This is a genomic window from Tropicimonas isoalkanivorans (assembly GCF_900112335.1).
In the GTDB taxonomy this organism is placed as follows: domain Bacteria; phylum Pseudomonadota; class Alphaproteobacteria; order Rhodobacterales; family Rhodobacteraceae; genus Tropicimonas; species Tropicimonas isoalkanivorans.
Genome location: NZ_FOLG01000001.1, coordinates 558,005 through 575,175 on the forward strand (window position 1 = coordinate 558,005; position 17,171 = coordinate 575,175).

The window sequence follows — 17,171 nt, forward strand, 5'->3', positions numbered from 1 at the left end:
ACGCGCATGCCCCTCGAAATCCCTTTCGACAACAGTTACGCCCGCCTTCCCGAGCGGTTCTACGTCCGCCAGGCTCCGGTTCCGGTCACGGCGCCAGAGCTTTTGCTCCTCAACCGGGCGCTGGCGACGGACCTCGGGCTCGATCCCGACTCGCTGCAAACGCCGGAGGCGGTCGAGGTTCTGGCCGGAAACACCGTGGCCCCCGGCTCCACCCCCCTCGCCCAAGCCTACGCGGGGCATCAGTTCGGCGGCTTCTCCCCGGTACTGGGGGATGGCCGCGCGCTGCTTCTGGGCGAGGTGGTGGACCGCCAAGGTCAGCGGCGCGATATCCAGCTCAAGGGGTCGGGCCGCACCGCCTTCAGCCGCCCCGGCAGCGACGGGCGGTCGCCGCTTGGCCCGGTCATCCGCGAGTTCATCGTCAGCGAGGCGATGTCCGCGCTCGGCATCCCCACCACCCGGTCGCTTGCCGCAGTCGCCACCGGCGAGCGGGTCGTGCGGGGTCAACAGGAACCCGGCGGGGTGCTGACCCGCGTGGCTGCCAGCCACATCCGCATCGGCACCTTCCAGTTCTTCGCCGCGCGTGGGGATACCGAGGCCCTGCGCCTGCTGACCGACCACGTTATCGCGCGCCATTACCCTGACGCCGACGGGCCGATGGGCCTCCTCGACGCCGTGATCGACCGACAGGCGCGGCTGGTGGCCCGGTGGCTCGGCGTCGGCTTCATCCACGGCGTCATGAACACTGACAACACCTCCATCTCCGGCGAGACGATCGACTATGGCCCCTGCGCCTTCATGGACACCTTCCATCCCCGGACTGTCTATTCCTCAATCGACCACGCAGGCCGCTACTCCTATGAGAACCAGCCGGAAATCCTGGCCTGGAACCTCGCCCAGTTCGCCACGGCCCTCCTGCCGCTTCTGGGCGAAGACCGGGACGCCGGGATCGCGGTTGCGCAGGAAGTGATGCAAGTCTACCCGCAGCGAGTTCGGGCAGCGTGGCTCGGAGTCTTCCGCGCCAAGCTCGGCCTGACCACTGCAGAGGATGGCGACGAAGGCCTGATCGGGGAGTTGCTGGGCCGGATGGTGGCCGGCCAGGCGGATTTCACGAACACCTTCCGGGCGCTGGCCACTGGCGGGGCGCGGGACGAATTCGTGGAGCCGGAGGTATTCGATCAGTGGGAGCGGGATTGGACGGCCCGTCTCGCTCGGGAACCGGAGCCGGAGGCACTGACGGCGCGGCTCAAGTCCGCCAACCCGGCGGTGATTCCCCGCAACCATCGCGTCGAGCAGGCCATCGCCGCCGCCACGGACGGGGATCTCGGGCCCGCCACACGGCTCATCGGCGCGCTGGCGCGCCCATACGACGATCCGACTGACGATCTCCGGGATCTCACCCGCCCCCCGACCGAGGACGAGCGGGTCTATCGCACCTTCTGCGGCACGTGAACTGCCCCACCTATCTGCCCGCAAAGACGTCACTTCCGGCCGCTGGATCGTTCACGCATCGGGGAAAGACACTACCCTGCCCGCGAATTGTTCACGGAAGGCGCCCATCGCCCATGGTAGCGGCCACCCCGCAACGATCACTTGTTCGTTAACGGGGTCGCAACGGCGACGCCTTTCCAATCCCCACGCGGCTCGGTTAGGCTCGCTCGCAATGACAAGACGGGGGAACTCCGCATGCCGGGGCGAGCAGACACGCGCATCCGCGCCGTTGGTCCGGACGACGAGGCCACGTGGCGGAGGCTTTGGACCGATTACCTGACCTTTTATGAGGCTTCCGTCGACGAAGAGGTATACCGAACCTCCTTCGCCCGGCTGTTGTCCGACGACCCGCAAGATTTTCACGGCCGTATTGCCGAAGTGGGCGGACGTCCCGTGGGATTGGTGCATTTCCTCTTCCACCGTCACATGTGGCGGATCGAGAAGGTCTGTTACCTGCAGGATCTTTACGCCGATCCCGATGTGCGCGGCCAAGGCGTTGGTCGGGCGCTGATCGAGGCGGTCTATGATGCGGCCGATGCCGCTGGCTGCCCGTCGGTGTATTGGCACACCCAGGACTTCAACATGACGGCCCGGCAGCTCTATGACAGGATCGGAACGAAGACCCCGTTCATCCGCTACAACCGGAGGGTCGCGTGAAGCTCCGGGCCCTGGCGCTGGCGGCGGTTGCCGTGGTGGCTGCCTCCTGCACGCCCGGCCCGTCCGCCGAAGTCGCCCAACGCCGTGCGGGGTTCGACGTTCCCCTGCCCCCCATGCGGGCATTCGGTCCGGTGTATTCCAGCCCCTCGGTGCGCACGAACACGCAACTGGCGGGCGATTTCATGGATCTGACCTTCATGCTGGAAAGCGGCCGGAACCTGGACCGCTTCACCCGCTTCGAGGGGGAGATCACCATCGGCGTGAAAGGTCCGGCCGATGCGGCGCTCCGACGCGACCTGGACCGCCTGATCCTACGGTTGCAACGTGAGGCCAAACTGCCGATCCGCGCCGCCCGCGAGGGCGAAGCCCCGTCGATCCTTGTGGAAGTGCTGCCGCGAAAGAAACTGCAACGCGCCGTCCCGCAGGCGGCCTGTTTCGTGGTACCGAGGGTCAGCGGCTGGGAGGAATTCCGCGAGAACCGCCGGTCGGACGCTGTGGACTGGACCACGCTGGAGCGGCGCGAGCGCGCCTCGGTGTTCCTGCCGGGCGATGTGTCGCCGCAGGAGGCCCGCGACTGTCTCCACGAGGAGATCGCGCAGGCCCTGGGCCCGTTGAATGATCTCTACCGCCTGCCCGATTCCGTCTTCAACGACGATAACTTCCACACCGTGCTCACCGGCTTCGACATGCTGATGCTGCGCGTCACCTACGATCCCGCGCTGGAAAACGGCATGAGCCGGGCGCAGGTGGCGGCCGCCCTGCCCGGTATCCTCGCGCGCCTGAACCCCTCCGGTGAGCGTTCCGGCCCAGCGGCGACCCCGCCGACACCGCGGATCTGGATCGACGCGATAGAAGGCGCTCTCTCTCCGCGCAACAGCCAGGCACAACGCCGCGCCGCCGCGCGCCGCGCGGTCGACCTCGCCGAGAGCGCCGGATGGCGCGACACGCGTATGGCATTCTCGCTGTATGCTCTCGGACGGCTCTCGCTTGGTCAGGAGCCCGAACTGGCGCTCACGGCCTTCGTCGAGGCAGCCGACATCTACCGCACCCTCCCCGATACCCAGGTTCAGGCAGCCCACGTCGCCATGCAACTCGCCGCCTTCTCCCTGAGCGCCGGACAGGCGGACGCCACAATCGCCCTGGTGGACGAAAGCCTGCCCGCGGTGCGAAAGGCGGAAAACGCGGCCCTTCTCTCCACCCTGATGATGATGCGGGCGGAAGCCATGGCGATGAAGGGCGACACCACGAACGCGCGCGCCGAACGCACCGAGGCCCTCGGCTGGGCGCGCTACGGCTTCGGCGCCGACGACGTGGTCCGCGACCGCGCGACCGAGATCGCAGCCCTTGCCCCTGGCCCGCTGGCCCGCTAAGCGGCCTCGAGACCAGCGGGGGAACGCGACATGATCGTGATCATCTGCGCCCTGTGCGGCGCGCTCTGGGGCGGCAATGTCGCCCGCAAACGCGGTGGCAAGGCGGCCGATATCGCCCAATATGCGGCCGGATACGCCATCGCGTTGTCCCTCGTGGGACTGTTCATCACCATCCTGATCGAAGGCCTGATGTGAACGCCGACGCCGGGGGGCTCCCGCCCTTCCCCTCGCGCTGACGCGCTCTAGGAAAGCGTTGGGCCAGGCGCCCTTCGGGCGCGGTCGCGCGATTTCCTGACCGACCGGAAGGCTTCTTGAGTCCGAAAATATCCTCGGGGGGAGCCCCGGAGAATCCGGGGCGCGCAGTGGGCAGTCAGCCCCCCGTTCGACCGGACCAATCCGCGAAACGGTTGACCTCCGCCCTTCGAACACCAAGGCTGGACGAAAACCCGGAGACCGCAATGTTCCTCCCCTTCTTCCAGACCCTGCGCACGGGTGGCGTGCCGGTGAGCCCGCGGGAGTACCTCGCCTTTCTCGAAGGGATGGCGGCGGGGCTTGCGACTTACGACGTGGACAGCTTCTACTACCTCGCCCGCACGGCCATGGTGAAGGACGAGCGCCATCTCGACCGCTTCGACCGGGCCTTTGCTGCGACGTTCCAAGGGCTTGACGCGATCACGGTCGAACAGGTCCTGGAGGCCGTCAACCTGCCGGGCGACTGGCTGCGGAAGATGGCGGAGAAACACCTGACGCCGGAAGAGATGGCGGAAATCGAAGCGCTCGGCGGCTTCGAGAAGCTAATGGAAACGCTGAAGCAACGCCTCGAGGAGCAAAAAGGCCGTCACCAGGGGGCAGCAAATGGATCGGCACCGCCGGCACCTCCCCCTTCGGCGCCTATGGCTACAACCCGGAGGGCGTCCGGATCGGCCAAGATGAAAGCCGCCACCAACGGGCCGTGAAGGTCTGGGACAGGCGGGAGTTCAAGAATCTTGACGACACGGTCGAACTCGGGACCCGCAATATCAAGGTCGCCCTGAAGCGCTTGCGCCAATGGGCCCGGTCCGGCGCCCATGAGGAACTGGACCTCGACGCGACCATCCGTGCCACCGCCGATCATGGCTATCTCGACGTCAAGCTGCGGCCGGAGCGACACAATGCGGTAAAGGTGCTGCTCTTCCTGGACGCGGGCGGCTCCATGGACCCCTTCGTGCGGGTCGTCGAAGAGCTGTTCTCGGCGGCACGGGCGGAGCTCAAGCACCTCGAGCATTTCTACTTCCACAATTGCCTTTATGAGGGAGTCTGGCGCGACAATGCCCGGCGCTGGACCGAGCAGACGCCGACCTGGGAGGCGCTGAATACTTACGGGCCTGACTACAAGTGCATCTTCGTGGGCGACGCGTCCATGAGCCCTTACGAGATCCTCCACCCGGGCGGCGCGAACGAGCACTGGAACGCTGAATCCGGAGAAATCTGGCTGCGCCGCGCCCGCGCGCAGTGGCCGGACACGCTCTGGATCAACCCCACGCCCGAGCGCCTATGGAAATATACTCAATCCATAAAGATGATCGGCGAGATCTTCGAAGGCCGGATGGTTCCGATGACACTGGAAGGACTGGATCGCGGAATGCGAATGCTCAGCTGATCGGCCCGAACGGGTCTGACGCCGTTAGACCGCCGGTGCGAAACCGATCTCAGGTGCGGGAGAGCCGCATCATGCGGACCGAATGCAGCGCAGGTACGTCATTGTCGAGGACCATCTCCTCGATCCCCCGCCATTCGTTCTCGTAGTCCTGCGACTCCTCCGCTGGCGCTTTGCTCCGGGCTGGCGCGGGCAGAAACGCAAGGACTGCCCCGGACAATGCCACACCGACCGACGCTGCGGCGGCGGGAATCATCGCCATGACGATGTACTGCTGCATGACCGCCACGGGTGGCTCGAAGGCGGCGACGGCAACGCCCGCCATTGGCCCCATGACGAATAGCAGCGCCACCACGAGACAGAAGAAGATCGCGAAGGCTTCTGTCGCGTTGATCGGGTTGCGCAGCCACCCCGGCATGGTCTTCGGCAGCAGGAAATAGATGCACAACGACCCGCAGATCAGGCCGACACTGACATTCAACGCGATCGGCCGGTCATTGGCCAAACCGTGCGCGACGCCTGCGACGATTCCGAAGAAGTAAAGAAGGACGCATGTTCCGAGAAGACGCAATCCAAGGCTGTGAATAAGGTTCACATGTTTCCGCATCGGTCCTAGGCCCGCCGCTCTCAAAATACCGTTTCAAGTCAAACTAGAGGCGAATTTGGGCGGAATCGTGCTCGTCATGGGGAAAGCTCGTGCCCGCTTGCTCCCATTTGTGGCGGACCCCATATTGATGTCATGGTGAAACTGCTCCCCCTGCTGCTGGTCATTCTCTACGGGCTGGCCATGTACCGCTTCTCAGCCTGGCGCACGGCGCGGGACCTCGACACCCGCTCCACCGAGCTGGCGGATGGCCGGCTGAAGGCGCTGACCGACCGGATGGCGCAGGCGCTCGATCTGGAACGGATTCGCGTCCACATTTACGAAATCGCAGCGATCAACGGCCTTGCCGCGCCCGACGGCCGCATCTTCATCACACGGGGTTTTTATGACCAATACCGCAAGGGCACGGTGAGCGCCGAGGAACTGGCCAGCGTTATCGCACATGAACTCGGCCACGTCGCGCTCGGTCATTCGCGGCGGCGGATGATCGACTTCTCCGGTCAGAACGCAATGCGGGTGGCGCTGGCGACCGTCCTCAACCGCTTCATTCCAGGTGTCGGGGCATGGATCGCGGCCATGGCGACGTCTCTGTTGGCCGCGCGGCTCAGCCGGCAGGACGAGTTCGAGGCGGACGCCTATGCCTCCGCCCTTCTGGTAAAGGCGGGCATCGGCACCGCGCCGCAGAAAAGCCTGTTCGACAAGCTCGGTCATCTTACCGGCAATTTCGGCACGGCGAGCCCGGCCTGGCTGATGAGCCACCCCAAGGCCGAACAGCGGATCGCCGCAATCGAGGCCCGTGAAGCCCGCTGGTCCCGGCCACCGATCGCGCCATAGGGAAAACCGGTCCGGAGGCTCTGGCCGCCTTAACTTTTGCCCGAGAAGCGCCGGCAGTTCGCTGATACGCTCCCGCGTATGACCAGCAACGCGAGTCCCCCCGGTATGACCGTCACCCCTCCTCCGCCCGGATCGCCCTCCCGACCGGCGATCATCAGTCCGGACGCCTTCCGCTGGACGGCACTGGTTCTTGTGACAGCGCTCACCACGCTGCTGTTCTTCGCGATGATCCGGGGCTTTCTTATCTCGCTCATTATGGCGGCGATCATAGCGGAAATGTCCCGGCCGGCTTACCGCCGGATCCGTGCGCACGTCGGGGGGCACCGCAACATCGCCGCTGCAATAACTCTGGCGCTCATCATCGGACTGGTCATCGTGCCGGTCTTGATGATCGGTACGGTCGCCGCCGAACAGGCCCTGGCCCTGCCGCGAACGGTCGTCCGCGTGCTGGACGGATTGGCGCAGCAGAGCCAGACCTGGGAAATGCCAGAGTGGCTTCCGTTCGACGAGGACATGGAGCACGTCGGGCCGGAGGTCGTCTCCAAGGTGGGCGATCTCGTGACCGCCATTGCGCGCTACATGGTGGGCACCATGTCGGCGGTTACGAGAGGCACGGCTCTTCTGTTCCTCGACATTTTCATCTTCCTCTACGCGCTGTTCTTCTTCGTGAAGATGGAGGTGCCGGTCATGAAGCAGGTGCTGCATTTCACCGCGCTGGCGCCGGAGACACAGCACAAGCTGGCGGACAGGGCTGTGTCAGTCAGCCGGGCAACGCTGAAGGGCGTGGTGGTCATCGGGATCGTGCAGGGCATTCTCGGCGGCATCGGCTTTTGGGTCGCCGGCATCGAGGGAGCGACGTTCTGGGGCGTGGTCATGGCAATCCTGTCGATCATTCCCGGCCTGGGCCCGGGCCTGGTGCTGGCGGTCGGTTGCCTCTACCTGTTCGCGGCCGGCAATCAGGTCGCGGCTATCGGGCTCGGGCTTTGGGCCGGCCTTGTTGTCACGACCATCGACAACTTCCTGCGCCCGATCCTCGTCGGCCGGGACACCCAGATGCACGACATCCTCATCCTGGTGTCCACCTTCGGGGGGCTGGGTATGTTCGGTGCCGTCGGGCTGGTACTCGGGCCAGTGGTCGCGGGCGTCTTCGTCACCATCTGGACGACGCTGGCGGAGGCAATGATGGCCAACACGAAGTCGACCCAGGCGGAGGATCAGATCACCGCCCCGCCCGCGCCTGCGTCACCGCCAGCACCTCGGAGCGGATGATCCGGGCGATCAGGGCGCAATCCTCCAGGCTGAATGTCAGCGGCAAGCGCATGTCGATCAGCCCCGTGAGGATACGGTCGGTACGCGGCAGGGAACGCGGCGCAGCGTAGCGCCAGTGATCGTAACGCGAGGTAAACCCCGCCGGTGCGTCCGCGCCGAACCATTTCAGGTCCACGCCCCGCGCGGCGCAGCGGGCCAGCACATCGCGAACGTCGGCGGCGCACCAGTCGGGCAACAGGAACTGGATCGAGGAGCCGACGATGGTCTCGCTCTCCGCCCGCTCGATCAATTGCACCCCCGGCGTGCCCCTCAGCCCGTCTTCCACAACAACATACCGGGCGTTCCACGCGGCCCGGCGGTCGGCCAGCCGGGCAAGCTGGGGGCGCAGGATGGCGGCGCGCAGATTGTCCATACGAGCGGACATGTTGGGCGTAGCCAATCGTAGCCCATCGAACGCATCGGTCGGCGGCGCAGCCAGGTGGCGCTCGTAAAGCATGTAGCTGCCCGACAGCAGCACCGCGCGGGCCATGGCGGACGCATCGTCGGACACGATCAGCCCGCCTTCGCCCGAATTGATGTGCTTGTAGGTCTGCGTCGAATAGCACCCGAACATCCCGTGCCGACCGGAGGGCGTACCGTTCCACGCCGCGCCCATGGTATGCGCGCAGTCCTCGACAACCGTCAGCCCAAGCTCGGCGCAGAGTGCCACAAGGCGGTCCATGTCGCAGATATGGCCGCGCATGTGGGACAGCAGAAGCACGCGTGCCGCGGGAGCCGCTGCCGCCTGCTGAGCAAGATCGTCCAGGTCAATGGTTAGCGCCTCCGTCGTTTCGACCAGATGCGCGGTGGCGCCCACGGCGGCGATAGCGCCCGGAACAGGCGCAAGGGTGAAGGCATTGGCCAGAACGGTATCGCCCTGCCCCACGCCGGCGGCCCGCAGCGCGATGGCGAGCGCCTGCCCACCGGAGGCCACCGCAAGGCAGTAGCGCGCGCCCGTGAACGTCGCGAACTCCTGCTCCAGCCGTGCGGCCTCCCCCGCTTCGCCGGGCGCGAGGTTGTAGCGGTGCAGACGCCCGTGGCGCATCACCTCCAGCGCGGCCGCGATCCCGTCCTCCGGGATCGGCTCCTGCTGGGTAAAACTGCCGTCGAACCGTTCCGTCGCTTGGGTCATGGGCGACTACATCCCCGGCCAGCGGGGCGTCGTCAATTGCCCGCAGGCGATTTGCGGCGTTGCCCCGCACCACCCAGCCCGCTTGTCCTCGCCGCGCGCTTGGCGGAGAGTGTCCGTGCCCAACCACCGCCCGGAGTGCGCCCCATGAAAATCGCCACCTTCAACATCAACGGCATCAAGGCCCGCCACGCCGCGCTTTGCGACTGGCTGGACGAGGCGCAGCCGGACGTGGCGCTGTTGCAGGAGATCAAGTCGGTGGACGACGGCTTCCCGCGCGACCTGTTCGAGGACCGCGGCTACAACGTCGAGACACACGGGCAGAAGGGTTTCAACGGGGTGGCGATCCTGTCGAAGCTGCCGCTGGAAGACGTGAGCCGTGGCCTGCCGGGGGACGAGGGCGATGAACAGGCCCGGTGGATCGAAGCGACGGTGGTGGGTGAGCAGGCTGCGGTGCGCCTGTGCGGGCTTTACCTGCCGAACGGCAACCCGGCGCCGGGGCCGAAATACGACTACAAGCTCTCTTGGATGAAGAGATTAGAGGAGCGCGCCAAGGCTCTGTTGTTGCAAGAGGAACCTGCCATCATGGCGGGCGACTACAACGTGATTCCGCAGGACGGAGACGCAGCCCGCCCGGAGGCCTGGCGCGAGGACGCGCTGGCTCGGCCCGAAAGCCGGCGGGCGTTCCGCAAGATCATGAATCTTGGCTTCACGGACGCATTCCGCGCACGCACCCAAGGCCCCGGCCACTACACGTTCTGGGACTACCAGGCCGCGGCCTGGGACCGGAACGACGGTATCCGGATCGACCACCTGCTTCTCACCCCCCAGGCAGCGGATCTGCTCACCGATTGCCGGATCGACAAGGATATCCGCAACCGCCCCAAACCATCGGACCACGTGCCGATCTGGGTGGAGTTGGACGCCTGAAACCGGCGGTCGATTGAAGCCGAACACGCGCCGGCTTCCCGATGGAGGCCCTCTCCGCCCCAAAACACGCCAAGGTTGTCCATTTTTCGTGCTATACTCCTTTATCGCGACTCGAGCGACGGCCGGAATTGGCTGGCCCACGGCCCGCAGCGGCTGGTCGGGACGCGACCAGGGAGGACACCAAATGAAACTCGCAGTAGTTGCGGCCGCCGCCGTGATGACGTTCGGCCTGCCTTGTACCGCACAAGCCAATACCGTGGATCTGGACGCCGTCAAAGCGGCGGTGGAGAAATACAAGGACGTCAACGTTGCACTTGCCGACGGCTATATCCCCGACCCGTCCGGACATTGCGTGACGGCCGCGGCCGAGGGGCTACCCGCGGAATGGGGCGGGATGGGGATCCACTACCTCAACCCGGCGATGCTGGGCATCACGGGGGACAAGCCGCGCGTCAATGGCAACGGCACGCACACCGATTGGATGAAACCCGCGATCCTGCTCTATGAGCCGCAGGCAGATGGCTCGCGCGAACTGGTTGGGGTGGAGAATCTGGTCTGGCAGGCTGCCTGGAAAGAGACCGGCAATGCCGCGCCGGAGATCAACGGCCGCCTCTGGGACGCGATGGCCGACGACCCCAACACCGAAGCCGACGAGGCGCACGGGTTCGAACCTCATTTCGACCAGCATGTCTGGCTGTTCCGAGAGAATCCGGCGGGGGAGTTGATGCCGTTCAACGCGGCCGTTACCTGCGATCACCAAGCGACGCACTGAGCCGCGGCACCCGTCGCCTTCTGTTCCTGCTGTCAGCCGGTTCAGAACGCCGTCCGTGCAGGCTCCATGACGTTCAAAAGAAATCGGGGCGCCACAAGGCGCCCCAGTCTGGCTTATCAGGCTCAATTGTTTGTACCGCCCGGTTTTCTGCCTGCGGCCTGATCCGCCGTCGGAGCGAGCGCACTCGCCCCTGAAACCGCGCCCCCCGAAACGGGAAGTAAAGGGGGCGCGAAACCCTTAGCTACACCCGCTGGTGCCGCCGCACGTGTTGCACTTCATGCACGTGCCGTTGCGCACCAGCGTGTAGTTGCCGCACTCGCCGCAGGCCTCGCCCTCGTAGCCCTGCATCCGGGCCTTGGTGCGGCTGTCCATCGCGGTGACGGCCCCCACGGCGGTGGCGCTGCCGGTCTCCGGCACCAGTGTCTGCAGCGTGGCGAGCGGGTCGCCGGCGGTGCCGAGCGCGGTGCCCCCGGCCATCGCCTCCACGCCGCCCTGCAGGACGACCAGTTCCTGCGGCAGGCGCTTGCGGAGGTAGCCGGTGGAGGAGATCTGCTTGAGCACCTCCAGCGACTTGCTGGCCGCCGTCTCGCTCAACTCGGAGATGTTGTTGACCCCCTCGTGGTGATCGCCCCGGCCCAGGTCGTCGAAGGTGTGGCCGGCGGGTTTGACGTGGGCGAGGTCCGTCCGGTCGAGGTAGGACACCGCCAGTTCGCGGAAAATGTAGTCCAGGATCGACGTCGCGTTCTTGATGCTGTCGTTGCCCTGCACGATGCCCGCAGGCTCGAACTTGGTGAAGGTGAAGGCATCGACGAATTCTTCAAGCGGAACACCGTATTGCAGGCCGACGCTCACCGCGATTGCGAAGTTGTTCATCATCGCCCGGAAGCCCGCGCCTTCCTTGTGCATGTCGATGAAGATCTCGCCCAGGGACCCGTCGGCGTATTCGCCGGTGCGCAGGTAGACCTTGTGCCCGCCCACGTTCGCCTTTTGGGTGTAACCCTTCCGGCGCTCCGGCATTTTCTCCCGGTGGGAGCGGACGATCTCCTTGACGATCACCTTCTCTATGATCTTCTCGGCCAGCACCTCGGCTTTTTCCTGTGGCGTGCCGGATTCCAGGATCTCCTGCGCCTCCTCGTCGTCTTCGACGAGGGCCGCGGCAAGCGGCTGGCTCAGCTTGGAACCGTCGCGGTAGAGCGCGTTGGCCTTGGTGCCCAGCGACCAGCTCAGCTCATAGGCCTTTTGGCAGTCCTCGATGGTCGCGTCGTTGGGCATGTTGATCGTCTTGGAGATCGCGCCCGAGATGAAGCTCTGTGCCGCCGCCATCATCTTGATGTGGCTCTCGACCGACAGGAACCGCTTGCCCTTTTTCCCGCAGGGGTTGGCGCAATCGAAGATCGCGTAGTGTTCTTCGCGCAGGTGCGGCGCGCCTTCCAGCGTCATCGTCCCGCAAACATGGTCGTTGGCGGCGTCGATCTGCGCCTTGGTGAAGCCGAGATCGGTCAGCATGTCGTAGCCGGGATCGTTCAGCTTCTCGGCAGGGATGCCGAGCACGTCGGTGCAGAATTCCGCGCCCAGCGTCCACTGGTTGAACACGAAGCGGATGTCGAAGGCCGAGGGCAGCGCAGCCTCGATCTTGTCGATCTCGGCCTGGCTGAAGCCGTTGCCCGCCAGCGAGGTGTGATTGATGCCGGGCGCGTTGCCGAGGGTGCCGTGACCCACGGCGTAGGAGATGATCTCCTCGGTCTGGGAGGAGCTGTATCCCAGCTTCTCCAGCGCGGCCGGCACGGAGCGGTTGATGATCTTGAAGTATCCGCCCCCGGCGAGCTTCTTGAACTTCACCAGCGCGAAGTCAGGCTCGATGCCGGTGGTGTCGCAATCCATCACCAGCCCGATCGTGCCCGTCGGCGCGATCACCGTGGCCTGCGCATTGCGGAAGCCATTGCGCTCGCCCAGTCGAAGCGCCTCGTCCCAGGCGTTCATGGCAAGCTGGTTCAGGGTCTTGTCGGGGTTGGACTCCTGATCCAGCGCGACCGGCTTCACAGCCAGCGCCTCGTAGCCGTCGGTGTGGCCGTGGGCGGCGTTGCGGTGGTTTCGGATGACCCGCAGCATGTGCTTGGCGTTACGCTCGTAGCCCGCGAAGGGGCCAAGCTCGCCGGCGACCTCGGCGGAGGTCGCATAGGCAACACCGGTCATCAGCGCGGTCAGCGCACCGCAGAGCGCCCGGCCCTCCTTGGAGTCGTAGGAGTAGCCCATGTTCATCAGCAGGCCGCCGATATTGGCATAGCCGAGACCCAGCGTCCGGAAGTCGTAGGAGAGCTGCGCGATTTCCTTCGACGGGAACTGCGCCATCGTCACCGAGATTTCCAGCGTCAGGGTCCACAGCCGCGTGGCGTGCATGTAGTCCTCGGCCTGGAACGCGCCTTCCTTCAGGAAGGTCAGCAGGTTCATCGAGGCCAGGTTGCAGGCCGTATCGTCGAGGAACATGTACTCCGAGCACGGATTGGAGCCGCGGATTTCGCCGTCATCCGGGCAGGTGTGCCAGGCATTCACCGTGTCATGGAACTGGATGCCCGGATCGGCGCAGGCCCAGGCCGCGTGGCCGATCTGCTCCCACAGGTCTCGGGCCTTGATGGTCTTGGCCACCTTGCCGTCGGTGCGGCGGAGCAACTCCCAGTCGGCGTCGTCGCGGACAGCCTGCAGGAAGGCGTCCGTGACGCGGACTGAGTTGTTGGAATTCTGCCCCGAAACCGTGTTGTAGGCTTCGCTGTCCCAATCCGTGTCGTAGGTCGGGAACTCGATCGAGGTATAGCCCTGACGCGCGTACTGGAGAACGCGGTTGACATAGGTCTCGGGGATGGCGACCTTCTTCGCCGCTCTTATTGCACCCTTGAGGGCGGAATTCTTCTTCGGGTCGGTCGCGCCTTCGATTGCGCCGTCCCACTGCCCGATAGCCGCGAAGATCTCGTTGAGTTTCGCCTCGTGCATCTTGGAGCCCGCGACGATACTGGCGACCTTCTGCTCTTCCTTCACCTTCCAGTTGATGAATTCTTCGATGTCCGGGTGATCAGCGTCGCAGATCACCATCTTGGCCGCGCGGCGCGTCGTGCCGCCCGATTTGATCGCGCCGGCAGCCCGGTCGCCAATCCGCAGGAAGCCCATCAGGCCGGAGGATTTGCCGCCGCCCGACAGGGCTTCGCCTTCGGCCCTGAGCGACGAGAAGTTCGTGCCCGTCCCAGAGCCGTATTTGAACAGACGCGCCTCGCGGACCCAGAGGTCCATGATCCCGCCGTCGCCCACCAGATCGTCTGCGACCGACTGGATGAAGCAGGCATGGGGCTGCGGGTGTTCGTAGGCGCTGGAAGAACGAGTCAGCTTGCCGGACGCGTGGTCGACGTAATAGTGGCCCTGGCTCGGACCGTCGATGCCATAAGCCCAGTGCAGACCGGTGTTGAACCACTGCGGGCTGTTCGGGGCGGCCCGCTGGGTGGCGAGCATGTGGCGCATCTCGTCGTAATAGGCGCGGGCATCTTCCTCGGCGGTGAAGTATCCGCCTTTCCAGCCCCAATAGGCCCAGGCGCCGGCCATGCGGTCGAACACCTGCCGCGCGGAGGTCTCGCCGCCGAAGCGCTCCTCTTCCGGCAACTCCGCCAGCGCCTTCTCGTCGGGCACGGACCGCCAGAGGAACTCCGGCACACCCTTTTCCTTGACCCTGCGCAGGCGGGCCGCGACGCCGGCTTTGCGGAAGTATTTCTGGGCGATCACGTCGCTGGCGACCTGGCTCCAGCTTGCAGGAACGTCGATGCCTTCCAGGTTGAACACAACTCTGCCGTCCGGGTTGCGGATTTCCGAAGTGGTCGTGGCAAATGCCAGCCCGTCGTACGCGTCTTTCCCGGCGGTGGTGAACTTCCTGTCGATTTTCATGGTCTCGATGCCCCGTGCGCTTTGCCCGCCCCTGCCGGCGGTACGTTCCGTTTTTTCGGTTCGTGGTGCGCGGCCTTCCCTGCCGCGACCGTCTTCCGCGATCCGGGGCGCAAAAGGGAACCGTTCCCCCAGTTGACGGGGGCCAGATCTAGGGTCGGCGCAGAGCCGCCCGACTGTCCGGGTTATTGTCCCTCTCGCAACCGGCGCCACTATATGTTGTGGCCTTCTCGGTTCGCCCCCACAATCTGACGTAGATGGGCCTATCAGGTCAACGCTAAAATTGCCGCTTTAAGCTGGAAGTTTGTCTTGACCGGCGCATTGTTTTTGACCCCCACCCGTCAGCGGGCGATTCCTTCGTTAACGCGGCCTCGCCACTACCAGTGGCCTGTCACCGCATACAGCCAACAAAATATGGGAGCGGGGCGTCTTAGTGGCGAATGCTCTCCAGAGGGGCGCCCGAGAGGTATCCCAAGGGCGCTCCACAAGCGACATGATCGTCGCGACGAAATGGCAACACCAGATGTAGTGCCCGCCAGGCCAGACCCGATCGCGATTGGCGCCGCGCCAGTCGGAGGCATCCTCGGCCGCAATGTGCTTGGCAGGTCGTCAAATCAAGCACTTCGGCACAGCGTCCGCCCCCGTCCGACCAGAGGCGGTCCGAGTCGAACCTATACCGAATCGGACGACTCACCTCCCGGCACGGGCAAACAGGCTCGGACGAAGGAAAAGATGGTCGGGACGGCAAGATTCGAACTTGCGGCCTTCGGTACCCAAAACCGACGCGCTACCAGGCTGCGCTACGCCCCGACACATGCCCCTGCGCCGGACGGCGGCGCGTGGCGGCCCGGTCCGGACGGCCCCATGCGGGCCCGTCTTGAAACCGGTCTGAGCCGTCTATGCGCAAGCGGAGAAAAATGCAAAGTCGTTTTTGCGCGGCGGGTCCTTTCACAGTCCCACGGTCGGGCCGCGCGGCGTATCCGCCCGAACTGCCCTTTCCGGTTATTTCCCCCGGCCGGTTGCACTATCGTTTTGGCAGGATAGAACCTGCCCCAGGCAACAAAGGCATTGAAATGATACACCCCGTTATCCTCTGCGGCGGATCCGGAACCCGTCTCTGGCCCGCGTCCCGCAAGGCATACCCCAAACAGTTCGCGCGCCTGATCGGAGACAGCAGTCTTTACCAGGCCACCCTTCGGCGGCTGACCGGCCCCCGCTTCACCCGCCCACTCGTCATGACAAACGAGGACTTTCGGTTCCTCGCCTCCCAACAGGCGGTGTCCACGGGCCTGTCGGACGCGAAGGTGGTGGTCGAACCCGCGCTGCGCGACACCGGCCCCGCGATCCTGGTGGCCGCACTGATGGTTGCGGAAGAGGACGGCGAAGACGCGCTGATGCTGGTCGCGCCGTCGGACCACATCATCAACGACGCAGAGGCCTTCCTTCAGGCCGTGGACGCCGGCGCGACCGCTGCCGAAGGGGGGGCGCTGGTCACGTTCGGCATCACCCCCGACCGGCCGGAAACCGGCTATGGCTACCTTGAGCTGACCCGCAAACCCGATGGAGACGGCGTCGCCATTCCGCTCGCCAGTTTCCGCGAAAAGCCCGACGAGGAAACCGCGGAGCGCTTCGTGGCCGCGGGCAATTACCTTTGGAACGGCGGCATCTTCCTGTTCCGCGCCAAGGATGTGATCGCGGCGTTCGAGGCGAACGCGCCAGATCTCATGGCCCCTGCCCGCGCCGCGCTGAAGGACGGCAAGGAGGACCTCAACCTCTTCCGCCTGGACGCGGAGTCCTATGGGGATTGCCCATCCATTTCCTTCGACTATGCGGTGATGGAAAAGGCATCCAATGTCACCACGGTGCCGCTGGATTGCGAATGGTCGGACCTTGGCGCCTGGGACGCGCTCTGGCAGGCCGAGCGCCCCGACGACGACGGCCTCGCCACCCGGGGGCCGGTGACGGCCATCGACTGCCGGGACAGCTACCTGCGGTCCGAAAGCGGCGGCATGCGGCTGGTCGGCCTTGGGCTCGACGGCGTGGTCGCGGTGGCGATGCCGGACGCGGTTCTGGTGGCGGACAAGGCGCGCACCCAGGAGGTCAAGGAACTGGTCACGACCCTGCGGGAGGCCAACGTCACCCAGGCCGACGACTATCCGCGCCACCATCGCCCGTGGGGCTGGTACGAAACTCTTTGCATTGACGACCGCTTCCAGGTGAAGCGGATCATGGTTCGGCCGGGCGGCACGCTCAGCCTGCAAAGCCACCACCACCGGTCCGAGCACTGGATCGTGGTGTCCGGCACGGCGGAGGTGACCGTTGGCGAGGACGTGAAGCTCGTGACGGAGAACCAGTCGGTCTACATCCCGCTGGGAACGGTCCACCGCATGGCGAATCCCGGCAAGTTGCCGATGTATCTCATCGAGGTGCAGACCGGCTCCTATCTCGGGGAGGACGACATCGTCCGCTACGAGGACGTCTACGGGCGGAGCTGAGCGCAGGCTGGCGGCGCTCTTTCGGGCGTC

At 65.4% G+C, this 17,171-nt stretch carries 12 protein-coding genes, 1 tRNA gene and 1 pseudogene; 10 read left to right on the forward strand and 4 right to left on the reverse strand.

Annotation, left to right across the window (positions count from 1 at the left end; translation table 11 throughout):
• Window positions 1–6: 6 nt before the first annotated feature.
• From BM075_RS02555 to BM075_RS02575, 5 genes and pseudogenes are all read left to right on the forward strand, one after another.
• Entirely contained in the window at window positions 7–1,449 is a 1,443-nt protein-coding gene (locus tag BM075_RS02555) for a protein adenylyltransferase SelO (protein ID WP_093359088.1), read from the forward strand.
• A 234-nt stretch (window positions 1,450–1,683) separates the two neighbouring features.
• A complete protein-coding gene (locus BM075_RS02560) occupies window positions 1,684–2,145 on the forward strand; it encodes a GNAT family N-acetyltransferase (protein ID WP_093359089.1) in 462 nt (153 codons plus the stop codon).
• Window positions 2,142–3,515: a DUF2927 domain-containing protein gene (locus BM075_RS02565; RefSeq protein ID WP_245758721.1), complete on the forward strand. Its 1,374-nt coding sequence runs from the start codon at window positions 2,142–2,144 to the stop codon at window positions 3,513–3,515. The genes BM075_RS02560 and BM075_RS02565 overlap by 4 nt, the downstream gene beginning before the upstream one ends.
• A 30-nt stretch (window positions 3,516–3,545) precedes the next feature.
• Window positions 3,546–3,710, forward strand: a complete 165-nt coding sequence (locus BM075_RS02570) for an apolipoprotein acyltransferase (RefSeq protein ID WP_093359090.1) — start codon at window positions 3,546–3,548, stop codon at window positions 3,708–3,710.
• Between the two features lie 263 nt (window positions 3,711–3,973).
• Window positions 3,974–5,154: pseudogene (locus BM075_RS02575) on the forward strand (vWA domain-containing protein).
• A gap of 49 nt (window positions 5,155–5,203) precedes the next feature.
• On the opposite strand, the gene BM075_RS02580 reads toward BM075_RS02575, so the two are convergent.
• Window positions 5,204–5,746 carry a hypothetical protein gene (locus BM075_RS02580; protein WP_143089803.1) on the reverse strand — a complete coding sequence of 181 codons (543 nt, stop codon included), beginning with the start codon at window positions 5,744–5,746 and terminating at the stop codon, window positions 5,204–5,206.
• A gap of 144 nt (window positions 5,747–5,890) precedes the next feature.
• Between BM075_RS02580 and BM075_RS02585 the strand changes: the two genes are divergently transcribed.
• Both BM075_RS02585 and BM075_RS02590 read left to right on the forward strand, forming a co-directional pair.
• Entirely contained in the window at window positions 5,891–6,589 is a 699-nt protein-coding gene (locus tag BM075_RS02585; RefSeq protein WP_093359092.1) for a M48 family metallopeptidase, read from the forward strand.
• A gap of 105 nt (window positions 6,590–6,694) precedes the next feature.
• Window positions 6,695–7,858 (forward strand): AI-2E family transporter, encoded by a 1,164-nt coding sequence (locus tag BM075_RS02590; protein WP_177208224.1) that lies wholly within the window; start codon window positions 6,695–6,697, stop codon window positions 7,856–7,858.
• Here the strand turns inward: BM075_RS02590 and BM075_RS02595 are convergent.
• On the reverse strand, window positions 7,809–9,029 hold the full coding sequence (locus tag BM075_RS02595; protein ID WP_093359094.1) for a DegT/DnrJ/EryC1/StrS family aminotransferase: 1,221 nt from the start codon (window positions 9,027–9,029) through the stop codon (window positions 7,809–7,811). The two genes, BM075_RS02590 and BM075_RS02595, sit on opposite strands and share 50 nt — an antisense overlap.
• Before the next feature lie 144 nt (window positions 9,030–9,173).
• Here BM075_RS02595 and xth point away from each other — a divergent pair, with 144 nt between their 5' ends.
• Together xth and BM075_RS02605 are read left to right on the forward strand one after the other, a co-directional pair.
• Entirely contained in the window at window positions 9,174–9,956 is a 783-nt protein-coding gene (gene xth / locus BM075_RS02600; RefSeq protein ID WP_093359095.1) for an exodeoxyribonuclease III, read from the forward strand.
• 184 nt (window positions 9,957–10,140) lie between these two features.
• Window positions 10,141–10,728, forward strand: a complete 588-nt coding sequence (locus tag BM075_RS02605; RefSeq protein WP_245758722.1) for a hypothetical protein — start codon at window positions 10,141–10,143, stop codon at window positions 10,726–10,728.
• A 237-nt stretch (window positions 10,729–10,965) separates the two neighbouring features.
• On the opposite strand, the gene BM075_RS02610 is transcribed toward BM075_RS02605, so the two are convergent.
• The gene (locus tag BM075_RS02610; RefSeq protein WP_093359096.1) at window positions 10,966–14,649 is read right to left on the reverse strand and encodes a vitamin B12-dependent ribonucleotide reductase; all 3,684 of its coding nucleotides are present in this window, start codon (window positions 14,647–14,649) and stop codon (window positions 10,966–10,968) included.
• Window positions 14,650–15,379: 730 nt separating this feature from the next.
• Window positions 15,380–15,456, reverse strand: a tRNA-Pro gene (locus BM075_RS02615).
• Between the two features lie 263 nt (window positions 15,457–15,719).
• On the opposite strand from BM075_RS02615, the gene BM075_RS02620 reads away from it, so the two are divergent.
• Window positions 15,720–17,141 carry a mannose-1-phosphate guanylyltransferase/mannose-6-phosphate isomerase gene (locus tag BM075_RS02620; RefSeq protein WP_093359097.1) on the forward strand — a complete coding sequence of 474 codons (1,422 nt, stop codon included), beginning with the start codon at window positions 15,720–15,722 and terminating at the stop codon, window positions 17,139–17,141.
• Window positions 17,142–17,171 lie beyond the last annotated feature (30 nt).

Excerpts from the sequence above, each read along its gene's own strand:
- BM075_RS02555 (WP_093359088.1), top strand. The coding sequence starts at position 7 with ATGCCCCTCGAAATCCCTTTCGACAACAGTTACGCCCGCCTTCCCGAG.
- BM075_RS02590 (WP_177208224.1), top strand. The coding sequence starts at position 6,695 with ATGACCGTCACCCCTCCTCCGCCCGGATCGCCCTCCCGACCGGCGATC.
- BM075_RS02620 (WP_093359097.1), top strand. The coding sequence starts at position 15,720 with ATGATACACCCCGTTATCCTCTGCGGCGGATCCGGAACCCGTCTCTGG.
- BM075_RS02605 (WP_245758722.1), top strand. The coding sequence starts at position 10,141 with ATGAAACTCGCAGTAGTTGCGGCCGCCGCCGTGATGACGTTCGGCCTG.
- BM075_RS02570 (WP_093359090.1), top strand. The coding sequence starts at position 3,546 with ATGATCGTGATCATCTGCGCCCTGTGCGGCGCGCTCTGGGGCGGCAAT.
- BM075_RS02585 (WP_093359092.1), top strand. The coding sequence starts at position 5,891 with ATGGTGAAACTGCTCCCCCTGCTGCTGGTCATTCTCTACGGGCTGGCC.
- BM075_RS02560 (WP_093359089.1), top strand. The coding sequence starts at position 1,684 with ATGCCGGGGCGAGCAGACACGCGCATCCGCGCCGTTGGTCCGGACGAC.
- BM075_RS02595 (WP_093359094.1), bottom strand. The coding sequence starts at position 9,029 with ATGACCCAAGCGACGGAACGGTTCGACGGCAGTTTTACCCAGCAGGAG.
- BM075_RS02610 (WP_093359096.1), bottom strand. The coding sequence starts at position 14,649 with ATGAAAATCGACAGGAAGTTCACCACCGCCGGGAAAGACGCGTACGAC.
- xth (WP_093359095.1), top strand. The coding sequence starts at position 9,174 with ATGAAAATCGCCACCTTCAACATCAACGGCATCAAGGCCCGCCACGCC.